Source organism: Pseudomonas sp. R3-52-08, assembly GCF_003851745.1.
Lineage (GTDB): Bacteria > Pseudomonadota > Gammaproteobacteria > Pseudomonadales > Pseudomonadaceae > Aquipseudomonas.
Genome location: NZ_CP027730.1, coordinates 2,639,435 through 2,655,922, shown reverse-complemented (window position 1 = coordinate 2,655,922; position 16,488 = coordinate 2,639,435). Strand labels below are relative to the sequence as shown.

Annotated in this window: 3 protein-coding genes; 2 read left to right on the top strand and 1 reads right to left on the bottom strand. The window is 63.5% G+C overall.

Features of this window, described 5'->3' with window-relative positions; genetic code table 11:
- The first annotated feature begins 86 nt into the window (after positions 1 to 86).
- Together C4J91_RS12200 and C4J91_RS12195 are read left to right on the top strand one after the other, a co-directional pair.
- On the top strand, positions 87 to 1,739 hold the full coding sequence (locus C4J91_RS12200; RefSeq protein WP_124362550.1) for a cyclic peptide export ABC transporter: 1,653 nt from the start codon (positions 87 to 89) through the stop codon (positions 1,737 to 1,739).
- A 109-nt stretch (positions 1,740 to 1,848) separates the two neighbouring features.
- Positions 1,849 to 4,290 (top strand): TonB-dependent siderophore receptor, encoded by a 2,442-nt coding sequence (locus C4J91_RS12195; protein WP_124362549.1) that lies wholly within the window; start codon positions 1,849 to 1,851, stop codon positions 4,288 to 4,290.
- Positions 4,291 to 4,630: 340 nt separating this feature from the next.
- On the opposite strand, the gene C4J91_RS12190 is transcribed toward C4J91_RS12195, so the two are convergent.
- Positions 4,631 to 16,486, bottom strand: coding sequence for a non-ribosomal peptide synthase/polyketide synthase (locus tag C4J91_RS12190; protein WP_124362548.1), 11,856 nt, complete (start codon positions 16,484 to 16,486; stop codon positions 4,631 to 4,633).
- Positions 16,487 to 16,488 lie beyond the last annotated feature (2 nt).

The following is a 16,488-nucleotide window of genomic DNA, read 5'->3' as shown; positions in this document are numbered from 1 at the left end:
GGCTAAATAGTCGCGCCGGCACTTCGTTTGTCATGGGTAAGGGTCTGTGTGCCCAGCCCCTCTTTTCACTTCTCCGGGATGTATTTATGACCGACCCCAAACGCGGCGCCTTCAACGGTTTGCTCGCCCTGCTGCGGCCCTTTCGCGCCATTGTGACGGTCTCCGTGGCCCTAGGCATGGTCGGCGGCCTGGCCATTACCCTGCTGCTGGCCACCATCAATAACGCGCTGCATTCTGCCGACGGCATGACCCAGGGCGTGGTGATGACCTTTGCCGCGTTGTGCGTGGTGGCGCTGCTCAGTTCGATCATTTCCGACATCGGCACCAACTACGTCGGGCAACGAATCATCGCCGCCCTGCGCAAGGACCTGGGCGAAAAGGTGCTGTCGGCGCCCATCGGGCAGATCGAACGGTATCGCTCGCACCGCCTGATTCCGGTGTTGACCCACGACGTCGATACCATCAGTGACTTTTCCTTCGCGTTCACGCCCCTGGCTATCGCGGCCACGGTCACTCTCGGTTGCCTGGGCTACCTGGCCTACCTGTCCGTGCCGATGTTCCTGATGATGGTGGTGGCGATCATTATCGGCAGCGCCGTGCAATTCATCGCCGGCGGCAAAGGCATTCAGGGCTTCGACCTGGCGCGCAGCCATGAAGACGAGTTGCAGCGTTATTACAACGCGATTGCGTCCGGCGCCAAGGAACTGCGCATGCACCGGCCACGGCGGTTTCGCATGAACACCCATCGCATCCAGGAAACCGCCGACCGCATCAGCGATATCCAGGTGCGCTCGGTCAATATTTACATCCTCGCCAAGACATTTGGCTCGATGCTGTTCTTCGTGGTCATCGGCCTGGCCCTGGCGATGCAGGCGTATAACCCCAACCCGGATCCAACCGTGATCACCGGGTTCGTGCTGGTGCTGCTGTACATGAAAGGCCCGTTGGAGCACCTGCTCGGTTACCTGCCTGTGGTCGGCAAGGCCAAGATTGCCTTTGGCCGCATCAGTGAGCTGTCGGAACGCTTCTCGTCGCCGGAACCGCACCTGTTGATGGACGACAGCGAAGCGCCAAAACCGGTGGTCAACAGCCTCGAACTGCGCGGCGTGAGCTACAGCCCGCCAGCGGTCGAAGGCAGCGAGCCGTTCCACCTGGGGCCGATCAACCTGAGCATCAAGCAAGGCGACATCGTGTTTATCGTCGGTGAGAACGGCAGCGGCAAGACCACTTTGATCAAGCTTTTATTGGGCCTGTACCCGCCTCAGGCCGGCGAGATTCGTCTGAACGGCGAAGCGGTCACCGACCCGGAACGCGACGACTATCGCCAGCTGTTCACCACGGTATTTTCCGACTACTACCTGTTCGACGACCTGGTGCAAGGCAGCGCCACCCAGTCCCTGGACAGCGCCACTAAATACCTGGAACGCCTGGAAATCGCGCACAAGGTCAGTGTCAAGGACGGCGTGTTCAGCACCACCGACCTCTCCACCGGCCAGCGCAAGCGCCTGGCCTTGGTCAACGCCTGGCTGGAAGAACGCCCGGTGCTGGTGTTCGACGAATGGGCCGCCGACCAGGACCCCGCCTTTCGCCGAATCTTCTACACCGAGCTGTTGCCGGACCTCAAGCGCCTGGGCAAAACCATCATCGTGATCAGCCACGACGACCGTTATTTCGACATTGCCGACCAACTGGTGCGCCTGCGCGCCGGCCAAGTGGTGCACGAGATGGAACCAGCGTGAATTTTATTTTCCGGTTTTTCGAGGTAGGAACGTCTCACTAGTGGTAATGAGAATTAACATCAATAGATACGTATAACTGCCCACTTAAAACCTAGAAGAGAAAGTATCCATGCCAGCACGACTCGGTCTCAGCCCCCTGAGCAAAGTGTTATCCATGCGCAGGGCCCTGAACATGAACCTTCTTCCGAGTGCCCTGGCACTGGCGGTGTCGCTGCCGATTGCAGGCTATGTACAGGCCCAGGAGATCGAGTTGAACATTCCTGCCCAGCCGCTGGGGAGCGCGCTGCAGGAATTCGGGCGCCAGACCAATGTGCAAGTGTTGTACAGCCCTGGCGATGTGCAGGGTAAGAACAGCCGGGCCATCAAGGGCAAGCTGCAGCCGCAGCAGGCCATCGATGCATTGCTGGCAGGCAGCCAGACCACCTACAGCCTCAACGGCAATACCTTGACCGTGGCTGCTGCCAGCGCGGGTGGCGGGCTGGAGCTGAGCCCGACCCAGGTAACCGGCAACTACCTGGGTAACATCACTGAAGGCTCGGGTTCCTATACTCCGGGCACCATCGCCACCGCCACGCGCCTGACCCTGACACCCCGGCAAACCCCGCAGTCGATCACAGTGCTCACCCGCCAGCACATCGAAGACTTCGGCCTCAACAACATGGATGACGTGATGCGCCACACCCCGGGCATCACGGTGTCGGCCTATGACAGCGACCGTACCAACTACTATTCCCGTGGTTTCTCGGTCAACAGTTTCCAGTACGACGGCATTCCGTCCACCGTGCGTAACGTCGGTTACTCGGCGGGCAACACCTTGAGCGACATGGCGATCTACGACCGGGTTGAAGTGCTCAAGGGCGCTACCGGCCTGCTCAATGGGGCAGGCTCTTTGGGGGCAACCATCAACCTGATCCGCAAGAAGCCAACGGCGGATTTCAAAGGGCACGTGCAACTGGGCGCCGGTTCCTGGGACAACTACCGCAGCGAAGTGGATGTCAGCGGCCCCCTGACCGACAGCGGCAATGTGCGTGGGCGTGCGGTCGCCGCTTACCAGGACAAGAAGTCCTTCATGGACCACTACTCGCGCAAGACCGAAACCTACTACGGCATCACCGAATTCGACCTGTCCCCCGACACCATGCTGACCGTGGGCTTCGATTACCAGGACAACGTTCCGCAGGGTTCGAGCTGGTCCGGCTCCTTCCCGCTGGTCAATTCCAACGGCAGCATCAACAAGATGCCGCGCTCCTACAACAATGGCACCACCTGGAGTTCCTGGGAGCAGAACACCCGTACCGCGTTCGCCATGCTCGAGCATGACCTGGGCGACGGCTGGGTGACCAAGTTCCAGCTCGACCACAAGATCAACGGCTATCACGCCGACCTCGGTTCGATCCAGTTCGTCCAGCCGGCAGCCGATGGCACCGCTGAAATCAACGGGCAGAAATACACCGGCGAAACCAAAAGCACTTCCGCCGACCTCTACGCTACCGGGCCTTTCAGCCTGTTCGGCCGCGAACATGAGCTGGTGGTGGGCGGTTCGATCGGTACCTCGCGCTGGCAGGGCAAGGGTTACTGGTCGCCGGAATGGCCGGGGGGCAATAAAGTCGATTTCTATAACTGGAATGGCCATATCTCCAAGCCGATCTACGGCCCGGCCCAGCAGTACATCGACGACACCATCCGCCAGACAGGCTACTACGTGACCACACGCTTGAACGTGATGGATGACCTGAACGTGATCCTCGGCGGGCGCGTGGCCAACTACCATGTGACGGGCAATAACCCTTCCTACAAGGAAACCGGCCGGTTCATCCCGTACGCCGGGGTGATCTACGACCTCAACGAGAACTTCTCGGCATACGCCAGCTACACCGATATTTTCCAGCCGCAGGAAAGTACCTATAAGGATCGCAACGAAAAACTGCTGGAACCGGACGAAGGGCAAAACTACGAGATTGGCCTCAAGGGCGAATTCTTCGAGGGCCGCCTGAACACCAGCATCGCTTACTTCGAAGTGCACGAGACCAACCGCGCGATCTCGGACGATGCGTACAACAACCAGACGCCGACCCCGCAAAATTATGCGTTCAAAGGCTCCAAGGCCGTGACCAAAGGCTACGAAGCGGAAATCTCCGGTGAACTGAGCCCAGGCTGGCAAGTGCAAGGTGGCTACACCCACAAGATCGTGCGCGATGATGACGACAAGAAGATCTCCACCTTCGAACCTGAGCATCAGGTCAACCTGAACACCACCTACAAGCTCAAGGGTGACCTGGACAAGTTCACCATCGGCGGCGGCGTACGCTGGCAGACCAAGGGCTGGAACGAGATCTGGAACGGGCCGCTCGAAACCAACCAGGACATCACCCAGGAATCCTACTGGCTGGTGGACCTGATGACCCGTTACCAGGTCACCAAGAACCTGTCGGCGACGGTCAACTTCAACAATATCTTCGACAAGTCCTACTACACCAATGTCGGTTTCTATAACTCCGCCGCCTACGGCGAGCCGCGTAACGTGATGGTCAGCACTCGCTGGGACTTCTGACCGCACGGCGACAAGCTCCCCAATCGGCGGAGTAATGAAGCTCTAAATGTGGGAGGGGGCTTGCTCCCGATGGCAGTGTGTCAGTCAATACATCTGTTGACTGTGACACCGCAATCGGGGGCAAGCCCCCTCCCACATTGGATAATGCCGTCCTGATCCGCCTCGTAATGGTCAGCATCGCTGGGACTCTGATCGCACTGCGGCAAGCTCCCCAATCGGCGGAGTAATGAAGCTCCAAATGTGGGAGGGGGCTTGCTCCCGATGGCAGTGTGTCAGTCAATACATCTGTTGACTGTGACACCGCAATCGGGGGCAAGCCCCCTCCCACATTGGATACGGGTTACCCCATCGCTTCCGCCAAGCTGCGGATGAACACGGCACTGTCGACAATGCCGTCGTGGTCCGTCTCGATCATCACCGAACGCTCGATGCGTCCCTGGCTGATCACTGTCGCCATCTGCTGTTCGATCAGTTCCCTGAAGCGCCCTGCCCGGCTCATGGACGCCCACCAGCAACTGACAGGTGCCTTGATCGGTTTGAAGTCGGCCGCCACCATCCGTTCGCTCAGCGCCTGGTCGACGTCCCAGGCAATCTGCGCTTCGTTACCGTGCAGCAATTGCTCCTTGATCGCGATAAAGGTTTCACCCAAAGCCTGCTCAGCCCAGCTCACGAACCCTTGCCATTGTCCCGCTTCGTCCTCGGCATCGCGCTGGCACTGCGCCCAGGCGCGCTGTATCGCGTCGGCGAACTCAGGGAACATCACGCCCAGTAAAGCGGCGCGGCGCTCGTTGGCTGACACCTCACGATCGTCCCCGAGGTCCACCGCGTCCCAGTAGGGTTTGACCCACTGTGGCGGTGCGGCGTCGATCCACCCCACGAACTCCACGTCACGCCCCGCCTGTTCCAGGCCGTGCGCCACTTCCATCGCCAGGTTGCCCCCCAACGACCAACCGGCCAGACGGAACGCCCCCTCAGGCTGGGCCGTCAACAGTTGTGCGGTGTAATCCTCGACCATCACTTGCCAGTGCGGCACCGCTGCGCCGTCCTCGGCCAAGGCACGACACATCACCCCCAATACCGGGCGCTGCTCGCGCAGTGCCAGGGCAATTGCGGTGTAACAATGCACCGAGCCGAAACTTGGGTGGAACAGGAACAACGGCGTGCCTTCGGTCTGCTGGTTGAGCTTGACGATCAACGACGTGCGGCTATCGCCCTGCACGCATCTGACCTGACCCGCTACGGTGGGGTTAAGCATCAACTGACTGACCGACACGTTCACGCCGCTGACTTTGCGGATGCGCTCCTTGAGCATCAGGACCCGCAACGAATGGCCACCCAATTCGAAGAAGTTGTCGTGCAGCCCCACGCGCTCCACGTCCAGCACCTCGCTCCAGATCGCCGCGACCTGCCGTTCGAGTTCGCTATGCGGTGCCTGGTACTGCTCGGCGCAGTGGGCCTGCGGCTTGGGCAATGCCTTGCGATCCAGCTTGCCATTCGGGCTCAGCGGCATCTGCGCCAGCAGCACCCACTGCGCCGGCACCATGTAATCCGGCAACTGCTCGGCCAGGTGCGCAACCACCTGCGTCTTCCAATCCTCCTGAGTTGTCTGCAGCACCAGGTAACCCACCAGATGCGTACCGTCGACGGCCAGCACCGCCGCTTCGCGGACGCTGTCGAGCGCCAGCAGGCGTGCTTCGATTTCACCCAGCTCGATGCGCAGCCCCCTCAGTTTTACCTGATGGTCGATGCGCCCGGCGTATTCAATCACGCCGTTCTCGCGATAACGCGCCAGGTCGCCGGTGCGATACAAGCGCGCGCCGCTGCCGAACGGGTCCGTCACAAAGCGCTCGGCGGTCAGCGACGGGCGACGGTGATACCCCCGCGCCAGGCCCACACCGCCCAGGTACAACTCGCCCAACACACCGACCGGTGCCGGTTCCAGGTTGTCGTCGAGCACATAGCACGCCAGGTTGGCGATCGGCCGGCCAATCGGCACGGCGTCGCGGCCTTCCTCGACACAGGTCCAGTGGGTCACGTCAATCGCCGCTTCGGTCGGGCCATACAAGTTGTACAACCCGGCGCGGGGCAGCTTGGCGAAGACCTGCTGCTGGGCGTCTGCAGGCAGCGCTTCACCACTGCACACAATGTGCTGCAGGCTGTGGCATGAGGCGACGTCCGCGTCCTGCAAAAAGGCTTGCAGCATGGACGGCACAAAGTGCAGCGTGGTGATGTGCTGTGCGTTGATCAGGCTGACCAGCCTGGCCGGGTCACGATGGTCGCCCGGTGCGGCCACCACCAGCCGTGCGCCGGTCATCAATGGCCAGAAGAACTCCCACACCGACACGTCAAAGCTGAACGGGGTTTTCTGCAGCACGCTGTCGTGCGCGCCAAGGCCATACGCCTGCTGCATCCAGCATAGGCGGTTGGTCAGCGCACGATGGCGGTTGCCGGCGCCCTTGGGTTGGCCGGTGGAGCCGGAGGTATAGATCACATAGGCGAGGTTTTCGCCCTGCACCGCGATGTTCGGGTTGTGGGCGCTGAAGGCGTCCAGCCAGGCATCGCCGCTTTCCAGCACCAGGCTTTGCATCCCCGCCGGCACCGGCAGTTGCGCCTGCAAGTGGGCCTGGGTCAATAGCAGTTGCACACCGCTGTCCTGCAGCATATAGGCCAGGCGCTCACGCGGGTATTCCGGGTCCAGCGGCACATAGGCACCGCCCGCCTTGAGCACCGCCAACAGGCCGACGACCATTTCGATCGAACGCTCCAGCGCCAGCCCCACCAGCACATCCGGGCCGACGCCGGCAGCCATCAGGCGATGAGCCAGACGATTGGCCCGCGCATTCAATTGTGCATAACTCAAGGTCTGCCCGGCGAACACCAAGGCCGGGGCCTGGGGTGTGCGCTGCGCTTGGGCCTCGATCAACTGGTGCACCGCTTGATCCAGCGGATACTCCACCGCCGTGGCGTTCCAGGCCCGCACCACTGTCTCGCGCTCGGCTGCGGGCATGGACGGCAATGCGCCGAGGCGTTGGGAAGCATCGTCGGCCAATGCCAGCAATAATTGCTGGAAATGCTCGGCCAGGCGCTGGATGTGCGCCGCGCTGAAGGCCTGGCGATCGTAGTTGAACTCCACACCCAGGCTGTCGCCCAGCGCCAACAAGACCGTCAATGGGTAGTGAGTCTGCTCCAGGCTGTGCACCGCGCCAAAGCGCAGCCCCGACGGTGCGCCCTGCTCCAGGGCCTCTGACACCGGGTAGTTTTCGAATACGAGAATACTGTCGAACAGCGCCTCGCCGCCCAGGCCGGCCCAGCGCTGGATCTCGAACAACGGCGTATGTTCCTGCTCACGCAAGCCCAGGTTCTGCTGCTGGATCTGCTGCAGCCACTGGCTGACCGACATCTGTGCATCCGGGGTCGCCACCACCGGCAAGGTGTTGATGAACAAACCGACCTGCTGTTCGATCCCGCGCAGTTGCGCCGGGCGCCCCGCCACCGTGGCGCCGAACGCCACGGTCGCTTGCCCGGTGTGCTGGCGCAGCAGCAACAGCCAGGCACCTTGCACCAGGGTGTTGAGGGTCACTTTGTTGCGCTGGGCGAATGCCTTGAGGCGTTCGGTTTGCGGCGCGTCAAGGCCCAGGCGATGTTCACCGTTGACCGCCAGGCTCACGTCTGGCTGGGCATGTGTGCCCCGTGCCAGGCGCGTGGGTTCCTGCAGGTTCATCAACTGGTCTTTCCAGAACGCCTGGCTGAGCGCCTTGTCCTGGGCTTGCAGCCATGCGATGTAATCGCGATAACGCCCGGTCGGCGCTGGCAACGGCTCACCCGCATAGTGTTGCAACACCTCGCCGAACAACTGCGAACCGCTCCAGCCGTCCATCAGGATGTGGTGGTTGGTGTAGATCAAGTGATAACTCGACGCGCCGGTGCGCACCACCGTCAAGCTCAACAGGGGGGCCTGTTCCAGCACAAAGCCCTGGGCCCGTGCCGATTCGGCGAGGCTGTCGAGAGCTTGGGCGGTGTCCTCGCGGGTCTGCCAATCCAGCTCGAAAAACGGCAGCCGTGCCTGCTTGTAGACCACCTGCAGCGGCTGCTCCAGCGCGGTCTGCCAGACAAACCCGCTGCGCAGGATCTCGTGACGCTCGACCGCCGCCTGCCACGCCTGGTGGAAGCGCGATACATCCAGGCCGTGCACGTCGATGCGCATCTGGTTGATGTAGTCACCCGAACCTTCGCCATACAGTGACTGGAAGAGCATGCCTTGCTGCATGGGCGACAGCGGGTACAAGTCTTCGACCTCGACCGCGTTCAGCGCCAAGTCGTCAAGCTGGTGCTGAGTCAACTGTGCCAGCGGGAAGTCGGAGGGCGTCACGCCCTGGTTGGCAGGCGTGCAGCAGTGGTCGATCAGGGCTTTGAGTTCCTCGGCGTACTCGTCGGCCAGTTGCTGGACAGTCGCCTGGGCAAACATGGCCTGGCTGAAACTCCAATTGAGCTTCAGCTCGCCGCCATACACCTGGCCGTTGATTTCCAGCCAGTTGCCCAGTGGCGCCTCCGGGCTTTGCTCGGCACCGCTGGCGTCATCGGACGGCGCGAACAGCCCTGCTTGCTCAGCGCTGTCGAAGCTGGCGTCGAATTGCCCCAGGTAGTTGAACGTGATGCGTGGGCGCGGCAACGCGGCCAATGCCCGCTGGGCCTCGGCATCGCCCAGGTAACGCAATGCGCCAAAGCCCAGGCCTTTGGCCGGGACAGCGCGCAGTTGTTCCTTGATCTGTTTCAGGGAGCTGGCCAAGGTTGCGGCAGGCAGCAGTTGCAACGGGTACAGGCTGGTGAACCAGCCGACGGTGCGGGTCAGGTCGATCTCATCGAAAAGGTCTTCGCGACCGTGGCCTTCGAGCCTGATCAACATCGACTCGTCGCCGGTCCAGCGCGTGATCACACGGGCCAGGGCGGTCAGCAACAGGTCGTTAATCTGGGTTCGGTAGGCGCTCGGCGCGTCCTGCAGCAGGCGCCGGGTGTAGGCCGGGTCCAAATGCGTGGTCACACTCAGCGCAAGGTGGTTACTCAGGCTGGCCTGCGGGTCTGCGCCCGGCAAGCCGGACGGGCTGCCCTGCAAGTGCGTCTGCCACCAGGCCAGCTCGTGTTGCAGGGCGGTGCTGCGCGCATAGGTCTGCAAGCGCTCGGCCCAGGCACGGGTGGCGCTGGTCTTGGCCGGCAGTTGCACGGCGGCGCCCTGGGCAAGTTGCTGGTAAGTGCTTTGCAGGTCTTCGAGCAGGATGCGCCAGGACACGCCGTCGATCACCAGGTGATGGATGACCAGCAACAAACGCTGGGAACCGTCGGCCAACTGCGCCAGCACCGCGCGCAACAATGGCCCGGCACTCAGATCAAGGCTACGCTGGGCTTCTTCGCCCAGGGCTTCAAGTTCCTCGACGCTATTCAAACGGGTCTGCCACAGCACCTGGTCGGCCTGGTGCTGTTGCGGCTCGCGATATGCCGCGCTCCAACCCGCCGGCCCGTGCACAAAGGTGCTGCGCAGCGCATCGTGATGCACGATCAGCGCCTCGAGTGCGGCCACCAGCAGCGGTGCCTGCAACGGTTGGTGCGGTTGCAGCACTACGGACTGGTTCCAGTGGTGGCGCTGGGGTATGTCATCGGCAAAAAACGCCTGCTGTACCGGCAGCAGCAGTAACGCGCCGCTCAGCGCCGACTGATCCAGCAGCACTGCGCCCTCGCCTTCCCGGGCGACGGCCGCAAGGCTCTGCACGGTCTGGTGCTGGAACAGATCCTTGGGCGAGAACCGCACCCCGGCCTGACGCGCGCGACTGACCACCTGGATCGAAATGATCGAATCGCCGCCCAGCTCGAAAAAGTTGTCATGCAAGCCCACTTGCGGCAGGCGCAACACGTCGGACCAGATCGCAGCGATTTTGCGCTCCAGCTCACTCTGCGGCGCCACATACACCTGCTGCATCAGGCTCACATCCGGCAACGGCAGGCCCTTGCGGTCGAGCTTGCCGTTGGGGGTCAGCGGCATGCGTTCGAGGAACATCAGGTGCGTGGGCACCATGTAGTCCGGCAAGCGGGTCTTCAGGGCGCGGCGCAGGGCTTCGCGGCCGTTGGCTTGGGCGACGGCATCGTCGAGCAGGGCCGGGTCCAGCGGCACCACGTAGGCCACCAACTGCTTGCCGGTCGGGCCTTCCTGGGCCACCACCACGGTTTCGCCGACGCTGTCCTGCTCACGCAGGCGCGCTTCGATTTCGCCCAGTTCGATACGGAAACCGCGGATTTTCACCTGGTGATCGACGCGGCCGAGGTAGTCCACCACGCCATCCGCACGCCCACGGGTCAGGTCGCCGCTGCGGTACACACGGCTGCCGGGCTTGCCGAACGGGTCCGGCACGAAACGTTCGGCGGTTAATGCCGGGCGTTCCAGATAACCCCGCGCCACGCCCTCGCCGCCCAGGTACAGCTCGCCGGCCACGCCGATGGGTTGCAGATTGAGTTGGGCATCGAGCACGTAGCCGCTGCGGTTGCCGAGCAAGGTGCCGATGGGCGCGTACACCGCGCCGCACGGGTCGCCTTTGCGCGCCTTCCATAGCAGCGGCGTGACCACGGTTTCGGTGGGGCCATAGCCGTTGAACAGGTAAGTCGGTTTCAGTGCGCGCCAGGCCAAGTCATAGCTGGCCTGGGCCACCGCATCACCGCCGAAGCAGTACACGCGCACCGCCGGTGGGTTGCCGTCGCGCTCGGCGTGTTCAGCCAGTTGTTGCAGGTACACCGGTGGGAACACCGCCATGGTCACGTTGTGACGGTGCATCTGTGCGTAGGTGTATTCCGGCAACCACAGGCTGTCGTCGCGGATCAGCACACTGGCGCCGTTGATCAAGGGGTGCATCCAGCCTTCGTGGGCACCGTCGAAGGCGAACGACATGAAGTGCAGTTCGCAATCGGCGGGGCTGGTTTCATAGCGCTCGCCAGTGGCAATGATGTGCGCCACCAACGGCCCGTGAGGCACCGCCACGCCCTTGGGCATGCCGGTGGAACCGGAGGTGTAGATCACGTAGGCGAGGTTGTCGGCGTGCAGCGCCACATTCGGCGCCGCGTCATGCGCATCGCACCCAGCCAGTAGCTGATCCACAGCCAGGGCTTGCAGGCCTTCCGGGATCGGCAGGCGGTGTTGCACCGCCGAGTGGGTCAGCAGCAGCCGCGAGCGACTGTCCTGCATCATGTACAGCAGGCGGTCACGCGGGTATTCGATATCCAGCGGAACGTACACGCCCCCGGCCTTCAGCACGGCGAGGAAGGCCACCATGATCTCGGCGCTGCGCGGCATGGCGATGGCCACCCGCACTTCCGGGCCGACGCCACGGGCGATCAGCGCATGGGCCAGGCGGTTGGCCTGGCGGTCCAGTTGGCCGTAGGTGAGCTGCTCGTTCGCGAACTTCACCGCCACCGCGTCCGGGGTTTCGCGGGCGCGGTCGGCCACCAATTCATGCACCAGCCGCTGGGCCGAGAAGCCGGATTCAGTACGGTCCCACAGTTGCAGGATCTGTTGCTGCTCGGCGGCGTCCAGCAGGCTCAACTGGCCAAGCTGCTGCCGAGGGTTGGCGACCATGCCCTGCAACAGGTTCTGCCAGTGGCGCGCCATACGTTGCACGGTGCTGGCGTCGAACAGGTCTTGGGCATAACCGAGGGTGGCCCAGATACCTTCGGTGGACTCCTGGATATCCAGGTCCAGGTCGAAATGCGCGGTCTTGCTTTGCCACTCCAGCCCTTCTACCAGAAGCCGCGGCAATTGCTGCTGGACCTGGGCCTGGCCGACGTCGGTCTGGTGGTTGAACATCACCTGGAACAACGGGTTGTGGCTCAGGCTGCGCTCCGGTTGCAGGGCTTCCACCAGCTGTTCGAACGGCAGGTCCTGGTGGGCCTGGGCTTCCAGCGCGCGCTGACGGGTGTGTTGTAACAGCTGCTCGACGCTCATCTGGCCGTGCAGCTCGGCCTTGAGCACTTGGGTGTTGACGAAGAAGCCTATGAGACGCTCGGTTTCGCTGCGATTGCGGTTGGCGATGGGCACGCCGACGCGGATGTCTTCCTGGCCACTGTAGCGGTGCAGCAAGGTCTGGAACGACGCGAGCAGCAACATGAACAGGGTCACGCCCTGTTGCTGGGCCAGAGCTTTGAGGTCGTGGCTCAGTTCGTGGGCCAGTTCGAAGGCCAGGCGCGCGCCACGGTGGCTTTGCACGGCCGGGCGCGGGTGATCGAACGGCAGCTCCAGCACGCTTTGCTCGCCGCCGAGCCGGTCGCGCCAGTACGCCAGCTGGCGGTCCTTTTCGCCCGCCTCCATCCAGTTGCGCTGCCACACGGCGTAGTCGGCGTACTGGATCGGCAGCGCCGGCAGTTGCACATCAAAGCCTTGGCTGTAGCCCGCATACAGCTGCACCAGTTCCTCGACCATCAACTGCATCGACCAGCCATCGGAGACGATGTGATGCTGCACCAGCACCAGCACATGCTCATCCGCAGCCAGGCGCAGCAGCGACACGCGCAGCAATGGGCCGCGTTCGAGGTCGAACGGCTGGGCGATCAGCGCCTCGACCTGTGCCTTGAGGTCGGCCTCGTCGACCTCGGCGTGCGCGATCTGCAACGACGCCAGCGGCTCGATCACTTGAACCGTGCGCGCGTGATCCTGGCGCAGGTGAGTGCGCAGGCTTTCATGCCGGGCCAGCAACGCATCAAAGCTGCGCTGCAACGCGTCCAGGTCCAACTGCCCTTTCAGGCGCAGCGCACTGGGGATGTGGTACGCGGCGCTGTGGGGTTCCAACTGCCAGAGAAACCACTGGCGCTCCTGGGCGTAGGACAGCGGCAAGGGGTGCTCGCGCCCAGTCGGCAATAAGGCTGGCGCGGTCGGCACCTGGCTGTCCTGGGCCTGCAATGCCGCGACAAATGCATCCAGTCGCGGGTATTCGAACAACGCCTTGAGCGGCACCTCCAGCTGCAATGCCTGGCGAATGCGCGACACTACTTGCATCGCCAGCAACGAATGCCCGCCCAGTTCAAAGAAATGCTGGTTCAAACCGACCTTCTCGACACCGAGAATATCCGCCCAGACCGTGGCGATCTGTTGCTGCAGCGGCGTGACCGGCGCCAGCCAGCCCGGTTGCGCCGCGTTGGCCTCGGGTTTGGGCAGGGCCTGGCGGTCCAGCTTGCCGTTGGGGTTGAGCGGCATGCGTTCGAGGAAGATCAGGTGCGCCGGCACCATGTAATCCGGCAGGTGTGCGCGCAGGATGATCAGCAACTGCTCGCCGGCTTTTTCGCGCTCCGCCTCGCTCAACGGCTGCGCAGGCACCAGATAGGCCAGCAGCTGATTGTCGGCGGCCAGCAACAGCGCTTCACGCACGCTGTCCTGGGCCAGCAGCAAGGTTTCGATTTCGCCCAGTTCGATGCGGAACCCACGAATCTTCACCTGATGGTCGACCCGCCCGACGTACTCCACCACCCCATCGGCGCGATAACGCGCCAGGTCGCCGGTGCGATAAAGCCGCTCGCCGCAGGCGTTGAACGGGTTGGCCACAAAACGCTCGGCAGTCAGGCCCGGACGCTGCAGATAAGCGCTGGCCAGGCCGCTGGCGCTGGCAATGTAGAGTTCGCCCACGGCACCGATCGGCAACAGGTTCAGGTCGCGATCAAGCACCAACAAGCCACGCCCAGGCACTGCGCGGCCAATGGGGCTGGCGGTGACACCGCTGATGACGTTGGGGTCGGTGCAGTCCAGCACGCTGGAGACCACGGTGGCCTCGGTCGGCCCATAGGTGTTGAGCAGCCGCACATGCCCCAGGCCCGCGCGTTGCCACAATAGCGGGCCGTCCAAGGGCATGGCTTCACCGCCGATATGCACCTGGCGCAAGGCGCCGTAAGGCCGCGAGCCCGCCGCCAGGCAATCCTGCAAAAACAGCTTCCAGTACGCCGTGGGCAAATCGGCCAGGGTGATGCCCTGCGCAATGATCTGCCGGTACAGCTCGGCGCCGTCCCACAGCTGCGGGCCGCGCAGCACCACCGTAGCGCCGAGGGTCAGGGCCGGGTACAACTGCTCGACGAAGCCGTCGAAGTTCAGGGTGGCGAATTGCAACACCCGATCCTGCGCGACCAGGTGCGAGTACTCGGCGGCGATGCCGGCGAACTCACTCAACGCGCCGTGGCTGATGGCAACGCCCTTGGGCTTGCCGGTGGAGCCCGAGGTGTAGATCACATAGGCCAGGCTTTGCGGCTCGACATCGCCGGATGGATTGTGCTCCGCACACAACGCCAGTTGCGCCTGGACAAGGTCGATCGCCACGGCGTCCACCTGCGCCGGCAATGGCAGCCGCTCGCGCAGGTGCGACTGGGTCAACACCAGGCGCACGCCGCTGTCCTCAAGCATGTGCAGCAGTCGCTCGCGCGGGTACTCGGGGTCCAGCGGCACGTAGGCGGCGCCGGTCTTGAGCACCGCCAGCAAGCTGACCACCATGGCAAAAGAGCGCTCCACGGCGATCCCGACCAATGCGTGCGGGCCTACGCCCTGTGCCATCAGGTAGTGCGCCAGGCGGTTGGCCTGGCGGTTCAACTCGCCGTAGCTGAGGGTTTGATCATCCAGGGCCAGGGCCTGGCGTTCGGGCTGCTCGGCGGCCTGGGCCTCGAACAAGCGGTGCACGCCTTGCAATGCACGGGCGCAGGCCGGGGCATTCCAGTCCTGGAGCATGCGCTGCTGCTCGGCGGCCCCCAGCATCGGCAGCTCGGCCAGACGGTTGCGCGGCGCGCTCACCACCGCCTGCAACAGCTGCTGCCAGTGCTGCGCCAGGCGCTCGATGGTCGCGGCGTCGAACAGGTCGGTGGCGTAGCTCAACGCCGCCCACAGCCCGTCGGTTGACTCGTGGGTGTCCAGGCTCAGATCGAAATGCGTGGTCTGGCCGTCCCAGTCCAGCTCCACCACGCGCAGACCCGGCAATGCCTGGCCGTCGCGCGCGCCCTGGGCGTCGGTCTGATGGTTGAACATCACCTGGAACAACGGGTTATGGCTCAGGCTGCGCTCAGGCGAAAGCGCCACCACCAACTGTTCGAACGGCAGGTCCTGGTGGGCCTGGGCCTCCAGGGCGCGCTGCTTGGTCTGTTGCAGCAGCTCGACAAAACTCATCTGCCCGTCCAGGTCAGCCTTGAGCACCTGGGTGTTGACGAAAAACCCGATCAGCCGCTCGGTTTCGACGCGGTTGCGGTTGGCAATCGGCACGCCGATGCGGATGTCCGACTGCCCGCTGTAGCGATACAACAGGGTTTGGAACGACGCGAGCAGCAGCATGAACGGGGTGACGCCCTCCTGCTGGGCCAGGCGCTTGAGGCCGGCGACCAGCTCGGGTTGCAGATGCACTTGCAAGCTCGCGCCGCGATGGCTTTGCTGCGCCGGGCGCGGGCGGTCCAGCGGCAACTCCAACACCGGCTGTTCACCGCCCAGCAGCGCCTGCCAATAGGCCAGTTGCCGCGCCCGCTCCCCCGCTTCCATCCAGCCGCGCTGCCACAGGGCGTAGTCGGCGTACTGGATCGGCAGTTCCGGCAGTTGCAGGTCCTGGCCTTGGCTGTAGGCGGCATACAACTGCACCAGCTCTTCGACCATCACCTGCATCGACCAACCATCGGACACGATGTGGTGCTGCACCATCACCAGCACATGGTCATCTTCAGCCAGTTGCAACAGGGTCACGCGCAGCAGCGGCGCCTGGAGCAGATCGAAAGGCTGGGCCACCTCCGCTTCCACGCGCGCCATCAACTGTGCTTCATCGATCTGCGCCTTCCGGATCTGCACCCGCGCCTCGGGCAGCACGGCCTGGCGCACCTGCTCGCCGTCCTCGATCAGTTGCGTGCGCAGACTTTCGTGACGGGCCAACAGGCTGTCGAAGCTGCGCTGCAGGGCCGCCAGGTCGAGCCGCCCATGCAAGCGCAAGGCGCCGGGGATATGGTAAGTGGCGCTGTCGGGGTCCAGTTGCCAGAGAAACCACTGGCGTTCCTGGGCGTAGGACAAGGGTACTGTGTCGCTGTCGTGACGCGTCGGGGCAATCGGCAGTTGAGCGAAACTCATGCCCCGGCCCTGCAGACGCTGATAGAACTGCTGGCGTTGTTCCAGAGGCAGGCGAAGAAAGCGCGACACCAGGTCGATATTAGGGTTGGAAAGCATGG

Excerpts from the sequence above, each read along its gene's own strand:
- C4J91_RS12200 (WP_124362550.1), top strand. The coding sequence starts at position 87 with ATGACCGACCCCAAACGCGGCGCCTTCAACGGTTTGCTCGCCCTGCTG.
- C4J91_RS12195 (WP_124362549.1), top strand. The coding sequence starts at position 1,849 with ATGCCAGCACGACTCGGTCTCAGCCCCCTGAGCAAAGTGTTATCCATG.
- C4J91_RS12190 (WP_124362548.1), bottom strand. The coding sequence starts at position 16,486 with ATGCTTTCCAACCCTAATATCGACCTGGTGTCGCGCTTTCTTCGCCTG.